Source organism: Rhizobium sp. BK418 (genome assembly GCF_004341105.1).
Lineage (GTDB): Bacteria > Pseudomonadota > Alphaproteobacteria > Rhizobiales > Rhizobiaceae > Rhizobium.
Map to the genome: position 1 here is coordinate 813,092 of NZ_SLZK01000003.1, position 15,882 is coordinate 828,973.

15 protein-coding genes are annotated in these 15,882 nt (G+C 60.0%); 10 read left to right on the plus strand and 5 right to left on the minus strand.

Translation table 11 applies throughout. The annotated features are described in order from the left end of the window. The first annotated feature begins 6 nt into the window (after nucleotides 1-6). From EV281_RS15435 to EV281_RS15445, 3 genes are all read left to right on the plus strand, one after another. Nucleotides 7-1,035, plus strand: coding sequence for a zinc-binding dehydrogenase (locus EV281_RS15435; protein WP_132653953.1), 1,029 nt, complete (start codon nucleotides 7-9; stop codon nucleotides 1,033-1,035). Between the two features lie 5 nt (nucleotides 1,036-1,040). Then, a complete protein-coding gene (locus EV281_RS15440; RefSeq protein ID WP_132653954.1) occupies nucleotides 1,041-1,976 on the plus strand; it encodes a lipid A biosynthesis lauroyl acyltransferase in 936 nt (311 codons plus the stop codon). Between the two features lie 196 nt (nucleotides 1,977-2,172). After that, nucleotides 2,173-2,964 (plus strand): PAS domain-containing protein, encoded by a 792-nt coding sequence (locus EV281_RS15445; RefSeq protein WP_132653955.1) that lies wholly within the window; start codon nucleotides 2,173-2,175, stop codon nucleotides 2,962-2,964. On the opposite strand, the gene EV281_RS15450 is transcribed toward EV281_RS15445, so the two are convergent. The 3 genes from EV281_RS15450 to EV281_RS15460 are packed head-to-tail and all read right to left on the minus strand — an operon-like array spanning nucleotide 2,885 to nucleotide 4,506. After that, complete coding sequence (locus EV281_RS15450; protein ID WP_132653956.1) at nucleotides 2,885-3,247, minus strand: VOC family protein; 363 nt, start codon at nucleotides 3,245-3,247, stop codon at nucleotides 2,885-2,887. The two genes, EV281_RS15445 and EV281_RS15450, sit on opposite strands and share 80 nt — an antisense overlap. A gap of 1 nt (nucleotide 3,248) precedes the next feature. After that, nucleotides 3,249-3,647, minus strand: a complete 399-nt coding sequence (locus EV281_RS15455; RefSeq protein WP_132653957.1) for an SRPBCC family protein — start codon at nucleotides 3,645-3,647, stop codon at nucleotides 3,249-3,251. Further along, entirely contained in the window at nucleotides 3,604-4,506 is a 903-nt protein-coding gene (locus tag EV281_RS15460) for a helix-turn-helix domain-containing protein (RefSeq protein WP_245508269.1), read from the minus strand. Before EV281_RS15460 ends, EV281_RS15455 begins: the two co-directional genes overlap by 44 nt. Before the next feature lie 154 nt (nucleotides 4,507-4,660). On the opposite strand from EV281_RS15460, the gene gndA reads away from it, so the two are divergent. Together gndA and EV281_RS15470 are read left to right on the plus strand one after the other, a co-directional pair. Continuing rightward, nucleotides 4,661-6,091: an NADP-dependent phosphogluconate dehydrogenase gene (gndA, locus tag EV281_RS15465; protein ID WP_132653958.1), complete on the plus strand. Its 1,431-nt coding sequence runs from the start codon at nucleotides 4,661-4,663 to the stop codon at nucleotides 6,089-6,091. 84 nt (nucleotides 6,092-6,175) lie between these two features. After that, on the plus strand, nucleotides 6,176-6,574 hold the full coding sequence (locus EV281_RS15470) for a VOC family protein (protein ID WP_132653959.1): 399 nt from the start codon (nucleotides 6,176-6,178) through the stop codon (nucleotides 6,572-6,574). A 175-nt stretch (nucleotides 6,575-6,749) separates the two neighbouring features. On the opposite strand, the gene EV281_RS15475 is transcribed toward EV281_RS15470, so the two are convergent. Together EV281_RS15475 and EV281_RS15480 are read right to left on the minus strand one after the other, a co-directional pair. Next, nucleotides 6,750-7,259, minus strand: coding sequence for a GNAT family N-acetyltransferase (locus EV281_RS15475; RefSeq protein WP_132653960.1), 510 nt, complete (start codon nucleotides 7,257-7,259; stop codon nucleotides 6,750-6,752). 39 nt (nucleotides 7,260-7,298) lie between these two features. Continuing rightward, the gene (locus EV281_RS15480) at nucleotides 7,299-8,339 is read right to left on the minus strand and encodes a LacI family transcriptional regulator (RefSeq protein ID WP_132653961.1); all 1,041 of its coding nucleotides are present in this window, start codon (nucleotides 8,337-8,339) and stop codon (nucleotides 7,299-7,301) included. 455 nt (nucleotides 8,340-8,794) lie between these two features. Here EV281_RS15480 and EV281_RS15485 point away from each other — a divergent pair, with 455 nt between their 5' ends. From EV281_RS15485 to EV281_RS15505, 5 genes are all read left to right on the plus strand, one after another. After that, nucleotides 8,795-10,030: an ABC transporter substrate-binding protein gene (locus EV281_RS15485; RefSeq protein WP_132653962.1), complete on the plus strand. Its 1,236-nt coding sequence runs from the start codon at nucleotides 8,795-8,797 to the stop codon at nucleotides 10,028-10,030. A 170-nt stretch (nucleotides 10,031-10,200) separates the two neighbouring features. Next, entirely contained in the window at nucleotides 10,201-11,106 is a 906-nt protein-coding gene (locus EV281_RS15490) for a sugar ABC transporter permease (protein WP_132653963.1), read from the plus strand. Then, entirely contained in the window at nucleotides 11,099-12,043 is a 945-nt protein-coding gene (locus tag EV281_RS15495) for a carbohydrate ABC transporter permease (protein ID WP_132653964.1), read from the plus strand. Before EV281_RS15490 ends, EV281_RS15495 begins: the two co-directional genes overlap by 8 nt. A gap of 4 nt (nucleotides 12,044-12,047) precedes the next feature. After that, nucleotides 12,048-13,154, plus strand: coding sequence for an ABC transporter ATP-binding protein (locus EV281_RS15500; RefSeq protein WP_132653965.1), 1,107 nt, complete (start codon nucleotides 12,048-12,050; stop codon nucleotides 13,152-13,154). Between the two features lie 235 nt (nucleotides 13,155-13,389). Then, nucleotides 13,390-15,846 carry a glycoside hydrolase family 2 protein gene (locus tag EV281_RS15505; protein WP_132653966.1) on the plus strand — a complete coding sequence of 819 codons (2,457 nt, stop codon included), beginning with the start codon at nucleotides 13,390-13,392 and terminating at the stop codon, nucleotides 15,844-15,846. Nucleotides 15,847-15,882: the final 36 nt, after the last annotated feature.

Consider the following 15,882-nt stretch of genomic DNA (forward strand, 5'->3'; position numbering starts at 1 on the left):
TTTGCCATGCGCGCTTTGCAACTGATCGATGACCGCAAGCTTGAGATCACCGACCTGCCGGAACCGGAGGCGCCTGCCGCCGGCGAAGTGACGCTGCGCGTCAAGGCGGTTGCGCTGAACCATATCGATGTCTGGGGCTGGCGCGGCATGGCTTTCGCCAAGCGCAAGATGCCGCTCGTCATCGGTGCCGAAGCCTCCGGCGTGGTCGAAGCGATTGGTCCCGGCGTGGCGAACGTTCTGCCCGGGCAGCTCGTGTCGATCTATGGCGCGCGCACCTGCGGCCTCTGCCGTCCGTGCCGCGAAGGCCGCGACAATCTCTGCGAACATGTCTCCGGCGTACACGGCTTCCATCTGGATGGCTTTGCGCAGGAGAAGGTGAACCTGCCGGCGCGGCTGCTCGTCCCGGCTCCTCCCGGCGTCGATGCGATCGGTGCAGCACTTGCGCCGGTCACCTTCGGCACGGTCGAACATATGCTCTTCGACAACGCCAAGCTCGAGCCCGGTGAAACCATTCTCGTGCATGCCGGCGGCTCCGGCATTGGCACGGCAGCGATCCAGCTTGCCAAGAAGATCGGCTGCACCGTGATCACCACCGTCGGCTCCGACGACAAGATCGAAAAGGCGAAGGCGCTCGGCGCCGATCACGTCATCAATTACCGCACCGACCGCTTCGAGGGCGTGGTGCGCAAGCTCACCAAGAAGAAGGGCGTCGACGTCGTCTTCGAACACGTGGGCAAGGATACCTGGGCAGGCTCGATGCTCTGCATGAAGCGGGGCGGGCGTCTCGTCACCTGCGGTTCGACCTCTGGTGTCTCTACCGAGATGAACCTGATGATGCTTTTCCAACAGCAGTTGAAGCTGCTCGGCTCCTTCGGCTGCCGCATGGAGAACATGGCTGACGCCATGCAGAAGATGGGCCGTGGCCTCGTTCATCCCGTCATCGATACGGAAGTCGGCTTCGACGATATCGACCGCGCGCTGGAGCGCATGGAAGGCCGGCAAATCTTCGGCAAGATCATCCTGAAGATGGACTGATCGGCGTGAAGCTTTTCATTACCAGGATCGTTCTGGCGCTGCGCCATTTCCAGCAATGGCTGGTGGCGCAGCTGATGTTCGGCTTCCTGAACTTCCTGAAGCTGTTTCCGGCCGATGGCGCTATGCGCTTCGCCGACTGGATGACGCGCCAGATTGGCAAGCGGCTGAAGCGCCACAAGCTGATGCTCTATAATCTGCGCCGGGCTTTCCCGGAAAAGAGCGATGCCGAGCTGGAAGAGATTGCGCTGGAGAGTTGGGGCAATATGGGCCGGCTTGCGGCCGAATATGTCTTCCTCGACCAGCTCTTCGATTTCGATCCTGAAAGCTCCGAGCCGGGCAGGGTGGAAGTGTCCGGCATTCCGATCTTCCTGGAGCTGCGCGACAATCCGCGCCCCTTCATCGTCTTTACCGGCCATACCGGCAATTTCGAGCTGCTGCCGGTTGCGGGCAATGCCTTCGGTCTCAGCGTGACTGTGCTCTTCCGGCCGCCGAACAATCCTTACGTGGCCCAGAAGGTCTTCGATTTCCGCAGCGGCCGTATGGGCAAGCTGGTACCCTCGCATGCGGGTTCTTCCTTTGCGCTGGCGCGGCAGCTCGAGGTAGGGCAGGGCGTCGGCGTGCTCGTCGACCAGAAGTTTGGCCGCGGATTGAAGACGACGTTCTTCGGGCTCGACACCAAAACCAACCCGCTGCTGCCAAAGTTGGTGCGGCAATTCAATTGCGAGGTCTATCCGGCCCGCTGCATCCGTTTGCCCGGCAATCGTTATCGGCTGGAGATCGAGCCGAAGATGGAGATGCCGCGCGACGCGAAGGGCAATCTGGACCTTACCGCCACGGCGCAGATGATGAATGACAAGGTGGAAAGCTGGGTGCGCGAATACCCGGCTCAATGGCTGTGGTATCACGACCGTTGGGATATCAAGCGTTCCGTCAGCCTATAAGATTGTGCCTGCAAGATTTTGCTCCCGATTTATGATCGGTGAAAAGCGACAGGTCTGCTTTGGTTGAAACGATTAGCAGTCCATGTTACGCGTCTCTACTAGGGCGCGCAAAGCGTCAACCGTAAGGCGTAATCTTGTTAAGCATAGGCCTCGACCGGTTTCGGAACGTTTCTCAGGAAATGGATATGGGGGTATCTTGCTTGAGCTGTTCAGGGCCTTTTCCTTGCGCTGTGCGCAGATTGAGGAAGCGATAAGGCTAGGGGATGATGAGCGCGTGGCGGCGCTCGACGGCGATATCCAGCCGTTGGTCGAGGCGATTCTCGCATGCAGGGCGTCCAGCCTCGTTGAAGTATATATGCAGCTTCAATTTGTAAGCTACCTCATCGGCCAGGATGCCGATGACGGGGCTTTCGTGGCGCAATATGCCGCTGTGCTCTCCTACCTGCTCGATCGTTATTTCGGCGCCCATGCACCGGACTGGCGCGTGCCGTTGCCGGACATGAAGCTCAGGCAGCCGCCCGCCTATATTCCCGACACCGATAACGGTCAGTTCCTCAATGCGGCGATCCTGCAGACGCTGCCGGATCGCGTGGCGGTGCTGACGAAGGATTATCGTTATCTCTATTCCAATCCCGCCAATTGCGCCCATCTCGGCAAGAATGCCATGCAGCTCATCGGCCGCCATATCGTCGAATTCATCGGCGAAAAGCGCTTTGCCGACGGGGTGAAGGAAAAGCTCGATGCCTGTTTTGGCGGAGCGGCGATCGATTACGTCTACGAGCACAATGAGCGGCGTAACCGCTGCCGTATGGTGCCGCTCAACGACGCATCGAACAAGGTGCTGGGAGCGCTCATCACCATCCAGATTTCGGCGGCCCGGCAGCGGCTGACGCCTGACCGGGGAGGTTCTAATCCTTGCTCCAGACGGCGAGCTCGTAGCCGTCCTTGTCCAGGAAATGGAAGCGGCGGCCGCCGGGGAAGGGCGTGATCGGCTTGGCGATCGTGCCGCCGGCTTTTTCGACGCCCGCAAGAACGTCTTCCAGCTTCTCCGCGTAGAGGATGACGAGCGGGCCGCCCGATGTGCGCACCGGGCCGAGGGTGGTGAAGCCGCCTTTCAGCCTGCCATCGTCGAACTCGCAGTATTCCTCGCCATAATCGGTGAAGCGCCAGCCGAAGGCAGCGCCATAAAAGGCCTTGGTTGCGGCGATATCGCTAACGTTAAACTCGACATAGTCGATACGGCGGTCATTTTCAGCGTCGTTGCTGGCCATCTTATTTCTCCATCATCGATTTCAGCGTCGCCAGGTCCTTCTGCACATGGGCGGCATCGGCGGCGAATTGATCGTCGGTCATGCCGGGTAGGCGAAGCAGCGTGAACATCACCTCGCAGCCATCGCCATTCGGCACGATACGCAGTGCGTTATAGACGCGCAGGCCGGATTCGATCATCACGGTATGGTCGATAATGCCGAACTCGTTTGCCGGTACGAAACTCACACGGATCGTGCCGAGAGGCCCTTCGGCAATCCAGTCCTCACCGTCAGGTTTGAGGCCGGTCGCAAGGCCGGATGCCCAGAGCGGCATGTTTTCCGGTCTGCCGGCGAAGTCATAGACATCGCGCCAGTCTCTATCGATCGAGATGTGAACGATACGGGCGGGCATTGTGGTCATCGGTCTGTCCATTATTCTGTGCCAGACTAGCAGGCCCGTTCCTTGCGTCTTGAACGAAACGGTCAGCGGCCGGACAGTTGCCAATCAGTTGATTATGCATGGCGGCGGGCGTCAACGTCGTCAGGTCGGCGATCTCACGAGTCATGTGCGCCTGATCGGAAAAGCCGGCTTCGAGGGCGAGGACGGCGAGCGGCAGGCTCTTGTCAGCCCGGCAGAGCGCCATGAAACGCTGCAGGCGGCGCACGCGCTCCAGCGTCTTGATGCCATAGCCGAAATGATGGTGGGCGCGACGGCGCAATTGCCGCTCGCCGATATCGAGCCTCTGCTGCAGATCCCGTATGCGGCCCGCTCCGCTATCGGCAGCGGCAAAGATCAGGCGAGCTTCGGGCTCGGCTTCTCTTTCATCTCGTGCCAGCTCGGTCAGCAGGCTGGCGAAGAGCGAACGCGCTGCGGCTCCATCCACACAGTCGGACAGGCGCGATTCGAGAAAGACGGCCTTTTCAGGCGCGAGATCACGCAAGGGAATGGAGAGGCCGGTGATTTCGGAGAGCGGGACCGTCAGCCAGTTGGCACCGGCACCCGGCGCAAAACGGGCACCAAGAACATGCATGCCCGGCGCAATCGGGGGAAAGGCAGCCGTGCGATCCGGTCCGGCAACATATATCCTGCCATCGACGAGGAGCAGATCGCAATAGCCGTCCGGGACGATGGCGAGCGGGCCTGCTGTCAGCAGCTCGTGTGACCAGAGACAGCGAAAATGCGGAGCAAGGGCGGACGAAGGCGCGTATTCGCGGTAGCGCCCGGCTGTCTTTGCCAAGAGCGGCCTGATATCGCTTTGCATGGCAGTGCTGACCGTCATTCCGGCCTCCCAAACTGCATCATATGGTGCTGTGAAGGCCATTCGAAAAGCCTGTTCCGACTGCCTTTTTCGACCCGAATCGCCATTGGCGACCTTGCCGTTTGGCCGAGAGAGTGCCACAACATCGCACCATTTCACTCATCGGAGGTTTGTCGTGGAAAAGGCAGAAATCGGACTGATCGGCCTTGCCGTCATGGGTTCCAACCTGGCGCTCAATATTGCGGAAAAAGGCAACAAGATCGCGGTTTTCAACCGCACTCCTGAAAAAACGGATGAATTCTACGAAAGCGCCGGCGATCTGAAGAAACAGATCATTCCCTGCAAGACGATCGAGGAGTTCGTCGAGGCGATCCGCCCGCCGCGTCCGATCATCATCATGATCAAGGCCGGCGATCCGGTTGACCAGCAGATGGAGGCGCTGCGCCCGCATCTGGAAAAGAACGACATCATGATCGATGCCGGCAATGCCAACTTCCGCGATACGGTTGCCCGCTTCGACCGCCTCAAGGATACGGGCCTGACCTTCATCGGCATGGGTGTTTCCGGCGGTGAGGAAGGTGCCCGCCACGGTCCGTCGATCATGGTCGGCGGCACGGAAGAGTCCTGGAAGCGCGTCGAGAAGGTTCTGACCTCGATCGCCGCCAAGTACAATGGCGATCCCTGCGTCGCCTGGCTCGGCAATGACGGCGCTGGGCACTTCGTCAAGACGATCCATAATGGCATCGAATATGCCGACATGCAGATGATCGCCGAAATTTACGGCATCCTGCGCGATGGCCTCGGCAAGAGCGCTTCGGAAATCTCCGGCATCTTCGGCGAATGGAACAAGGGCCGCCTGAACTCCTACCTGATCGAAATCTCAGAGAAGGTTCTGGCCGCCACCGATCCGATCTCCAAAACGCCGATGGTCGACATGATCCTCGACAAGGCCGGCCAGAAGGGCACCGGCAAGTGGTCGGCGATCGAAGCGCAGAACATGGGCATTCCGGCAACCGGCATCGAAGCCGCGGTTGCCGCCCGCAGCCTGTCGTCGATGAAGGAACAGCGCGAAGCCGCCCAGAAGATCTTCGGCGATCTTGGTGCGGCTTTTCCCGTCGCCTATGGCCCTGACTTCAACAAGGATCTGGAACTGGCGCTCTTTGCCGGCAAGATCGGCGCCTATGCGCAGGGCTTTGCTGTCATGGCCGAAGCCTCCAAGGAGTTCAACTGGTCGCTGCCGATGCCGACGATCGCCCGCATCTGGCGTGCCGGCTGCATCATCCGCTCGCAGTTCCTCGACGAGATCACCAAGGCGTTCACCGATGCGCCCGATGCGGCAAACCTCATCGTCACGCCGGCCTTCTCTTCTATGGTCAAGGAATCGATCCCGGCGCTTCGCCGCGTCGTGACTGCAGCGCTTACCGCCGGCCTGCCGGTTCCGGCGCTGACCTCGGCGCTCACCTATTTCGACGCCTACCGCCAGGCCCGCGGCACTGCCAACCTGATTCAGGCGCAGCGCGACTTCTTCGGCGCCCATGGCTTCGACCGCCTCGACGGCAAGGACTTCCACCACGGCCCGTGGGGCAGCGGTGCATCGACCTTCTGAGGTTTGCGATAATGGAGATGAAGAGCCCGGCCATAGTGTCGGGCTTTTTGTTATAAGGCTAATGGCGAACGGGAGGTTTTCGACATGCTTCACCACGCTTCCTTCGGGGTGACCGATATCGAGCGGGCGGCACGGTTTTACGATGCTGCGCTTGGCGCGCTCGGCTATATCAGAGTCTGGGAGGATCTGCGGCCGGGCGAGACCGGACAGGCTGTTGGTTATGGACCGCCGGGTGGCGGAGACAAGCTGGCGATCAAGTTGGTCGAGGCGGGCCAGGCAGCACCGGGTGCAGGTTTTCACCTTGCCTTTGCGGCGCCTGACCGGCAGTCGGTGATTGGATTTCATGCGGCGGCGCTTGCGCATGACGGTGTCGACAATGGTGCGCCGGGGCTGAGGCAGCATTATGGACCGAACTATTTTGCAGCTTTCGTCATCGATCCGGATGGGTATCGGATCGAGGCGGCATTCAATCAGGCGATCTGAGTAAAGTTGACTCTGGAGAACAGGCCCCTCGGGCACCTTCTCCTCGCTGGCGAGAAAGCGTATGCAGCGAGTGTCTCCGCAATCTCAAAGATCTCGTGCGGAAAGTCCCCTCTCTACCGGGCGGGGAGGGGTTAGGGGTGCACGCACTCAAGCGCCTCGCCCCGAGAACACCCGTTCACGGCAAGATCGGCGGAATGTGATAGACGACGCAACCATATTTAGGCTTCTGGCGGCGTTCTTTGACCTCGCCGCCGTAAGCCTCGGCAATCCGCCTGCTGGCAACGTTTTCCTCGGCAACCGGATATTCGAAATATCGGACCGGCTGCGTCTTGCTCACCCATCTCGCCACGGCACCGATCAGCTCATGGCCGAACCGCTTGCCATGCACATCGCGGCGCAGCCAGATTCCAAGCTCTGGGGTCTCGGAGTTGATGGCGTGCACGCCGAGAATGCCAAGGCACCGGCGATCATCACGGCTGCGGGGGACGAGCGTGAGTTCCGATCCATCTTCCATTGCAGGCAGCCAGTTTTGCCAGACTTCGGCAAAGGCTTCCTCGCTCGTTGGCGCCTTCCAGGCGGTGAAGCGGGTGATCTCGGGGGAGATGCAGGCAAAGACTTCGCTGGCATCCTCCGGCCTGAAGGAGCGGAGGATCGTGCGTGCCGTCGGTATTTCGATTTCCCGCATGTGTTCTCGCGCTTGAACGCCAAACGGCAGTTCGGATGCTTACCGCCCCGCAGGCCATTCCGGTTTGCTGATACTCTGTAGCAGCTCCGCATCCACCCCATCGATCCGCGCGATCACCTGTTTTGCCATCTCGCGGCCGGCGTGGCGCACGTCTTCGTAGGCGGCGATGATTTCCGGGCGAATCCAGTTGAGAATCGGGGCGGATTGTTTGGAGACGAGATCGACGTCATGGCCGAGGCGCTTGCCGGCGGCCTCGATGCCGGCGTTGACGGCGATGGTGGCGCTGCCAGCGGACGAGACGATACCGTCAGGCGCACCCGGCGAGCGCATCAGCTGCTCTACGGCGTCACGGATTTCGGCAAGCGGAGCATCGATGTTGACGCGCAGCGGCACTTCTTCCGCGCCGTAGTCATGCAAGCCAGTCTGAAAGCCGATGCGGGTATGGGTGTAGTAGGTGAGTTTGCTTGGCGGCTGGAGCAGAGCGACACGCTTACGGCCGCGGTTGACGAGCTTTTCCACTGCCTGATGGGCGTAAGCCTCGTTGTCGAAGTCGTGATAGGGGTGCGAGAGCCCGCCATCGGTGCGGCCGTGGGTGGTGAACGGCATGCCGCTCTCGGCAAGCAGGCGCACGCGCGGATCGTCGGGCTCGACGCGCGAGATGATAACGCCGTCGGCCGAACCCGTTTCCAGGATATAGCGCACCGGCAGCATGGGATCCTTGCTGTGTGAATGCGGGGTGACGACGATATGGTAGGGCGTGCCGGTCAGAACTTCCGAAATGCCGAAGACCATCTGGCTGGAAAAGCCCATGATCTCCTCGTCGATGCTGAGGACCAGCGCAATGACGTTGGTCTTGCCGGTTCTGAGGCGTACGCCGGCCCTGTTCGGCTGATAGCCGAGCTGACGGGCGACCATGCGCACCCGTTCCTTCGTTTCAGCGCCAATATCCGGTGCATCTTTCAGTGCCCGCGACACTGTCGTCACGCCAAGGCCGGTCATGAAGGCAATCGTCTTCAATGTCGGGCGCTCGCGTTGAATGGAACCGGACGCCGCTCCCCCGAAATTTCCGTTGTTTTCCATCCCTCTAGGCCTGCCTCGCGCGATTTGCTTCGCCTTATAGAAGCTTTTTGGTGCGCTGTAAGTACGCCGGCGCCGAAAAAGCTCTCCTCCCTAAGCGAGCCAATCTGTAACGATACAGGATAAATGTCGAGCCTTTTTTCTGGCCGGGATTGCTTAGCAACCCTCTGCGGTTGAATCGTCAATCCGGCTGACGATTTTTTGCAATTGCGAAATTTACGAAGATTGAAATTGTCGGATTGATTGAAAATTAATCCGCGAAAACAGGCATATAGATAAAAATGGCAGTTGCAAAACCGCTTGCTTGTACTTCTCTTATTGAGCAAAGATGGAACAGATGATTACCCGCAAAGGCTGCAATGCCGCCTTTCGAAGAAAATTTTGCGAGCGGGCGGTTGCGCGGATAAATCGATTGCTCTAAGTTTTTCCGGCAACGTTTCAGTGAGGGAGGAGAACTCATGAAAATTCGTATGATGGCGGCCGTGCTTGCCGCTTCCGTCGCGCTTCCGTTCGGCGCCGCCAACTCTACCGATCTCGAAGTCACACACTGGTGGACCTCGGGCGGTGAATCCGCTGCAGTCGCCGAGCTGGCAAAGGCATTCGACGCCACCGGCAACCACTGGGTCGATGGCGCTATCGCCGGTTCCGGGGGCACCGCCCGCCCGATCATGATCAGCCGCATCACCGGCGGCGATCCAATGGGCGCCACCCAGTTCAACCATGGCCGCCAGGCCGAGGAACTCGTCCAGGCTGGCCTGATGCGCGACCTGACCGACGTGGCGACCGCAGAGCACTGGAAGGACATTGTTCGTCCGTCGAGCCTGCTCGATTCCTGCACCATCGATGGCAAGATCTATTGCGCGCCGGTGAACATCCACTCCTGGCAGTGGCTGTGGCTTTCGAATGCGGCCTTCAAGAAGGCTGGCGTTGAAGTTCCGAAAAACTGGGACGAGTTCGTCGCCGCTGCTCCGGCTCTCGAAAAGGCAGGCATCATTCCTCTCGCAGTGGGCGGTCAGCCCTGGCAGGCCGCTGGTGCCTTTGACGTGCTGATGGTTGCCATTGCGGGCAAAGATACCTTCAACAAGGTCTTCAAGGACAAGGATGCGGAAGCTGCCGCCGGTCCCGAGATCGCCAAGGTCTTCAAGGCTGCCGACGATGCCCGCCGCATGTCCAAGGGCAGCAACGTTCAGGATTGGAACCAGGCGACCAACCTCGTCATCACGGGCAAGGCCGGCGGCCAGATCATGGGTGACTGGGCGCAAGGCGAATTCGCGCTTGCCGGGCAAAAGGCTGGCACTGACTATACCTGCCTGCCCGGCCTCGGTGTGAACGAGATCATCTCGACCGGCGGCGATGCCTTCTATTTCCCGCTCCTGAAGGACGCGGAGAAGTCCAAGGCTCAGGCCGTGCTCGCCAAGACCCTGCTCGATCCCAAGACCCAGGTTGCCTTCAACCTGAAAAAAGGCTCTCTGCCGGTTCGCGGCGACGTCGATCTTGCTGCCGCCAACGACTGCATGAAGAAGGGTCTCGATATCCTGGCGAAGGGCAACGTCATCGAGGGCACCGATCAGCTGCTCTCGGCCGACAGCCAGAAGCAGAAGGAGGATCTCTTCTCCGAATTCTTCGCTAATCCGTCGATGACGCCGGAAGCTGCGCAGAAGCGTTTCGCCGAGATCATCGCTTCGGCTGACTGATCGATAGATTCGCTGCCTTTGCGATCCGGCTCCGCAAGAGCCGGATCCTTCCCGATGAATGGGCGGATGGCGGCGTCTCTGCGGCGTCCCGGTAAATCCGGGGCAGGGATGGCAGACGGCCTCATGCCGTTCTGCCGCGGGTCGCAGTTGCGATTTGAGGAGAAGTGTTCATGACGGGTCAAGCGCAAGCAGGCCGGCCAATCAAGTTACTGCGCAATCTGAATGCCAAGATTGCATCCATACCGATGATCCTGACAGCGCTGGTGATTTTTGTCGGCGGCACGTTGTGGACGGTCGTTTATTCCTTCACCAATTCCAAGCTGCTTCCACGGTTGAGCTTCGTCGGTCTCGACCAGTATCATCGTCTCTGGGCAGCGCCCCGCTGGGTGACGGCGATCGAGAACCTCGCCGTTTACGGCATTCTCTCCCTGATCTTCAGCCTGGTCATCGGTTTCGTGCTCGCTGCGCTGATGGATCAGAAGATCCGTTTCGAAAACACTTTCCGCACTATCTTCCTTTACCCTTTCGCGCTGTCCTTCATCGTGACTGGCCTTGTCTGGCAGTGGGTTCTGAACCCGGAATTCGGCATTCAGTCGGTGGTGCGCTCGCTCGGCTGGACGAGCTTTACCTTCAATCCGCTCTATACGCCCGAAATCGTCATCTACGGCATTCTGATCGCGGCGCTGTGGCAGGGAACCGGGCTCGTGATGTGCCTGATGCTTGCCGGCCTGCGCGGCATCGACGAGGATATCTGGAAAGCAGCGCGCGTCGATGGAATCCCGATGTGGAAGACGTATCTGCTCGTCGTCATTCCGATGATGCGGCCGGTCTTCATCACGACGATCGTCATCATCGCTTCCGGGATCGTCAAGGTTTACGACCTCGTCGTGGCGCAGACATCGGGCGGCCCCGGTATCTCGTCGGAAGTGCCAGCAAAATACGTCTACGACTACATGTTCCAGGCGCAGAATCTGGGTCAGGGCTTCGCCGCATCGACAATGATGCTCGTTACGGTCGCGATCATTGTCGTTCCCTGGGCCTACCTGGAATTCGGAGGAGGGCGCAAGCGTGGCTAATATAGGAACTCTCAACACTACCGCCGCCGGCATCGATGCGGTCTCGTCAAGGCTCGGCGATGGCCCGAGCGGGCCGAAGCCGCGCCCGACGCTGTCGGCACGCAATATCATGCTCTACGGAACGTTGATCGTCGCGGCGCTCTATTACCTGCTGCCGCTCTACGTGATGGTCGTGACATCGCTGAAGGGCATGCCGGAGATCCGCCTCGGCAACATTTTCTCGCCGCCGATGGAGATCACTTTCGAACCTTGGGTGAAAGCCTGGGCTGAAGCCTGCACCGGGCTCAATTGCGACGGCCTGTCGCGTGGGTTCTGGAATTCGGTGCGCATTACCGTGCCGTCGGTGATCATCTCGATCGCCATCGCCTCGGTGAACGGCTATGCGCTTGCAAACTGGCGCTTCAAGGGATCCGAGTTTTTCTTCTCTATCCTCATCATCGGCGCGTTCATTCCGTATCAGGTGATGATCTATCCGATCGTCATCATCCTGCGCGAGATCGGCATCTACGGCACGCTGACCGGCCTCGTCATCGTCCATTCGATCTTCGGCATGCCGATCCTGACGCTGCTCTTCCGCAACTATTTCGTCTCGCTGCCGGAGGAACTGTTCAAGGCGGCGCGCGTCGACGGGGCGGGCTTCTGGCAGATCTTCCTGAAGATCATGCTGCCTATGTCTCTGCCGATCTTCGTCGTGGCGATGATCCTGCAGGTGACCGGCATCTGGAATGACTTCCTGTTCGGCGTGGTCTTCACCCGGCCGGATACCTACCCAATGACCGTGCAGCTCAACAACATCGTCAATTCCGTCCAGGGTGTGAAGGAATACAACGTCAACATGGCAGCAACGATCCTTACCGGCCTGGTGCCGCTGATCGTCTATTTCGTCTCCGGGCGGCTTTTCGTTCGCGGTATCGCCGCCGGCGCAGTGAAGGGGTGATCACATGAACATGAATTCAACTGTCTCCAATTCGAGCGTCTCCATCAAGGATCTATCGCTGAATTTCGGATCGGTCAGCGTGCTGAAGGATCTCAACCTCGACATCAACGACGGCGAATTCCTGGTGTTGCTCGGCTCCTCCGGCTGTGGCAAGTCGACCTTGCTCAACTGCATCGCCGGCCTGCTCGATGCTTCTGAAGGCCAGATCTTCATCAAGGGCAAGAACGTCACCTGGGAGGAGCCGAAGGACCGCGGCATCGGCATGGTCTTCCAGTCCTACGCGCTCTATCCTCAGATGACCGTCGAAAAGAACCTCTCCTTCGGGCTTCGCGTCGCCAAGGTGCCGCAGGCCGAGATCGACAAGCGGGTGGCGCGTGCCTCCGAGATCCTGCAGATCCAGCCGCTTCTGAAGCGCAAGCCGGCCGAGCTTTCCGGCGGTCAGCGCCAGCGTGTGGCGATCGGCCGTGCCCTCGTGCGCGATGTCGACGTCTTCCTCTTCGACGAGCCGCTGTCGAACCTCGACGCCAAGCTGCGCTCGGAATTGCGCGTCGAAATCAAGCGTCTGCACCAGTCGCTGAAGAACACCATGATCTATGTCACGCACGACCAGATCGAGGCACTGACGCTTGCTGACCGTATCGCCATCATGAAGAGCGGCATCATTCAGCAGCTCGACGATCCGACGACGATCTACAACAGGCCGCGCAATCTGTTCGTCGCCGGCTTCATCGGCTCGCCGTCGATGAACTTCCTGCGCGGCGAATTGGTCAGCATGGGCGGCGGGATGGCCTTTACGGCCAACGGCGTCAATTTCTCGCTCGCCGGCTACGACGCCGGTGAAACGCTGCAGCCCGGCCGCAAGGTGGTGCTCGGCGTTCGCCCCGAGCACATCAAGGTCAACGAGAATACGGGTGGTGAAGAACATGATGCCACCGTCGATATCGAGGAACCCATGGGCGCGGATAATCTGCTCTGGCTGAAGCACGCCGGCCACACGATGTCGGTGCGCGTCAACGGTGCGCGACGCTTCAATGTCGGCGCCAAGGTGAAGCTCAATTTCGACATGTCGCTTGCGTCACTTTTCGACGCGACGACGGAAAACCGCATCTGAGACCTTGACCAGAGCCTAGTGAAGGCGAGGGTGGTGGCATCTTCGCCTGAGTCCGCCGACACTGCCCGGCCTGGCGGCAACGCAGAATGAAAAGACCATCCTCTCCCCACCGGCCTATGCCGGCTCACGGGGAGGGGCAGGGTGCGGGACTTGCTCCGGCACCGGCGGGGACATCCTCTGTTCCGGCTCAATCATCAGGAGGGCGCCGTCCCTCGTCCAAGATCGAGATCAAGCAATGACCCAGTCCACGACCTCCATTGACCTATCTGGCTCCTGGCAACTCTCTTCCGGCGACGGCGAAGCGAAATGCGCGATCACGCTTCCGGGCGACGTGCATACGGCGCTGCACCGGGCCAATCTCATTCCCGATCCCTATTTCGGGCGCAATGAGCAGGTGGTCCAATGGGTGGCGCATCGCGAATGGATCGTCGAGCGGAACTTTACGCTTGTTGATGCAGAGGGTGACTGGTATCTCGACATCGACTATCTCGACACGGTCGCCAGCGTCTACGTCAACGGCTTTCTGGCGCTCGAAGCCGATAACAGCTTCCGTCGCTACCGGCCCGATGTGTCGAGCATGCTGAAATCAGGCGACAATTCGATACGCATCGTCTTTGCCTCGAACGTTGCCGTTGGTGCTGCGCGGCAGAAGCAGCAGCCTTTCTACATTCCCTACAGCACGGGTAACTCGCCGATCCCTGATGGTAACATGCTGCGCAAGCCGCAGTGCCATTTCGGTTGGGACTGGAATATCGCCATTGCGCCGCTCGGCCTTTACGGCACGATTGCGGTGAAGAAGCTGGAAACGGCGCGCATCGAGCATGTGCTGACGCGCCAGACGCATAATGCCGACGGTTCGGTAGAGCTACAGGTCACGGCAACGCTCTTTGCTAGGGATCCCGGCATCGCCCAGCTGCATTTCGATCTCGATGGCGAGCGCGTGCGGCTCGATGTCGGCGTCGCTACTGGCGAGACGAATGTCAATCACGTCTTCCAGATCGATAATCCGCGCCTCTGGTGGCCTTCGGGCAGCGGCGAGCAGGCGCTCTACACGCTGACCGTGGAACTGCCGTCCGACAGCGTGACGAAGCAGATCGGCCTCAGGACCATCGAACTCATCACCACGCCGGACGCTGCCGGCAGTCGTTTTGCCTTCAAGGTCAACGGACACGAAATCTTCTGCCGCGGCGCCAACTGGATCCCGGCCGATGCGCTCTTCTCGCTATCGTCTCAGGAAAAGACCGAGGATCTGCTGCAGTCGGCCAAGGCCGCCAACATGAACATGATCCGTGTCTGGGGCGGCGGGTTCTACGAGCACGACTGGTTCTACGATATCTGCGACCGGCTCGGCCTGATGGTCTGGCAGGACTTCATGTTCGCCTGCAACCTCTATCCCTCGACCGACGACTTCCTGGAGAATGTTGCCGTCGAGGTGGATTACCAGGTTCGCCGCTTGTCCTCGCATGCCTCGATCGCGCTCTGGTGCGGCGATAACGAGCTGGTCGGCGCGCTGACATGGTTCGAGGAGTCCCGTAGGGATCGCGATCGCTATCTCGTTTCCTACGACCGCCTGAACCGCACGATCGAACAGGCGGTGAAGAAGGCGCTGCCGGGCGCCATCTGGTGGCCGTCCAGCCCGGCTTCCGGCTATCTCGATTTCGGCGATGCCTGGCATGCCGATGGTTCCGGCGACATGCACTACTGGTCGGTTTGGCACGAAAACAAGTCGTTCGACAATTACCGCTCGGTGCGTCCGCGCTTCTGCTCGGAATTCGGCTTCCAGTCCTATACGTCGTTGCCGGTCATCAAGACCTATGCCGACCCGAAGGACATGAACGTGGCATCGCCCGTCATGGAATTGCACCAGAAGAACGCCGGCGGCAATGAGCGCATTGCCGGCACGATGTTCCGCTACTTCCGCTTCCCCAAGGATTTTCCGAATTTCGTCTATCTCTCTCAGATCCAGCAGGGCCTGGCGATCAAGACGGCCGTGGAATATTGGCGATCGCTCAAACCCCATTGCATGGGCACGATCTACTGGCAGCTCAACGATACCTGGCCGGTCGCCTCCTGGTCGAGCCTCGATTACGGCGGTCGCTGGAAGGCGATGCACTATCTCGTCAAGCGCTTCTTCCAGCCGGTGGCAGTTGCCGCGATCCCCTCCGATGACGGCAAGTCGATCCGCTTCTCGCTGGTCAACGATACGCTTGCCGATGTCAGCGTCGATCTCGCAATTTCCATCCTGACGATGAAGGGCGAGCGCAAGCATCTGAAGAACGTCCAGGCCATGTGCGCGCCGGATGCGGCTTGCACTGCAGCGACGCTCGACATGTCCGAGATACCCGAGGGCACGCTGCTTGCCTGGCACTTCACCGCGTCCAACGGCATGGGCGGCGAGGGACATTATGTCAACGGCACCTACAAGGCTCTGGAACTGGAGCCGGCGGGTCTCTCGGTGATCCGCGAATTTGTCGAGGAGAACGGCTCAGTCGATCTCACCGTCACCGCTAAGGGACTGGCGCTCTTCGTGATGATCGAGACCGATACGGACGGCAAATATTCCGACAATGCTTTCGACCTTGCGGCGGGCGAAAGCCGCCGCATCACCTTTACCCCGGCAAAGCCCCTAGAGGGGGATAAGCTGCCGGAATTCCGCTTCTACGACCTGCATTCCTGCCAGTCGGCAGATTGATCTTACGTGAGAACGGGCACGAGGCCCGAGGAGGAT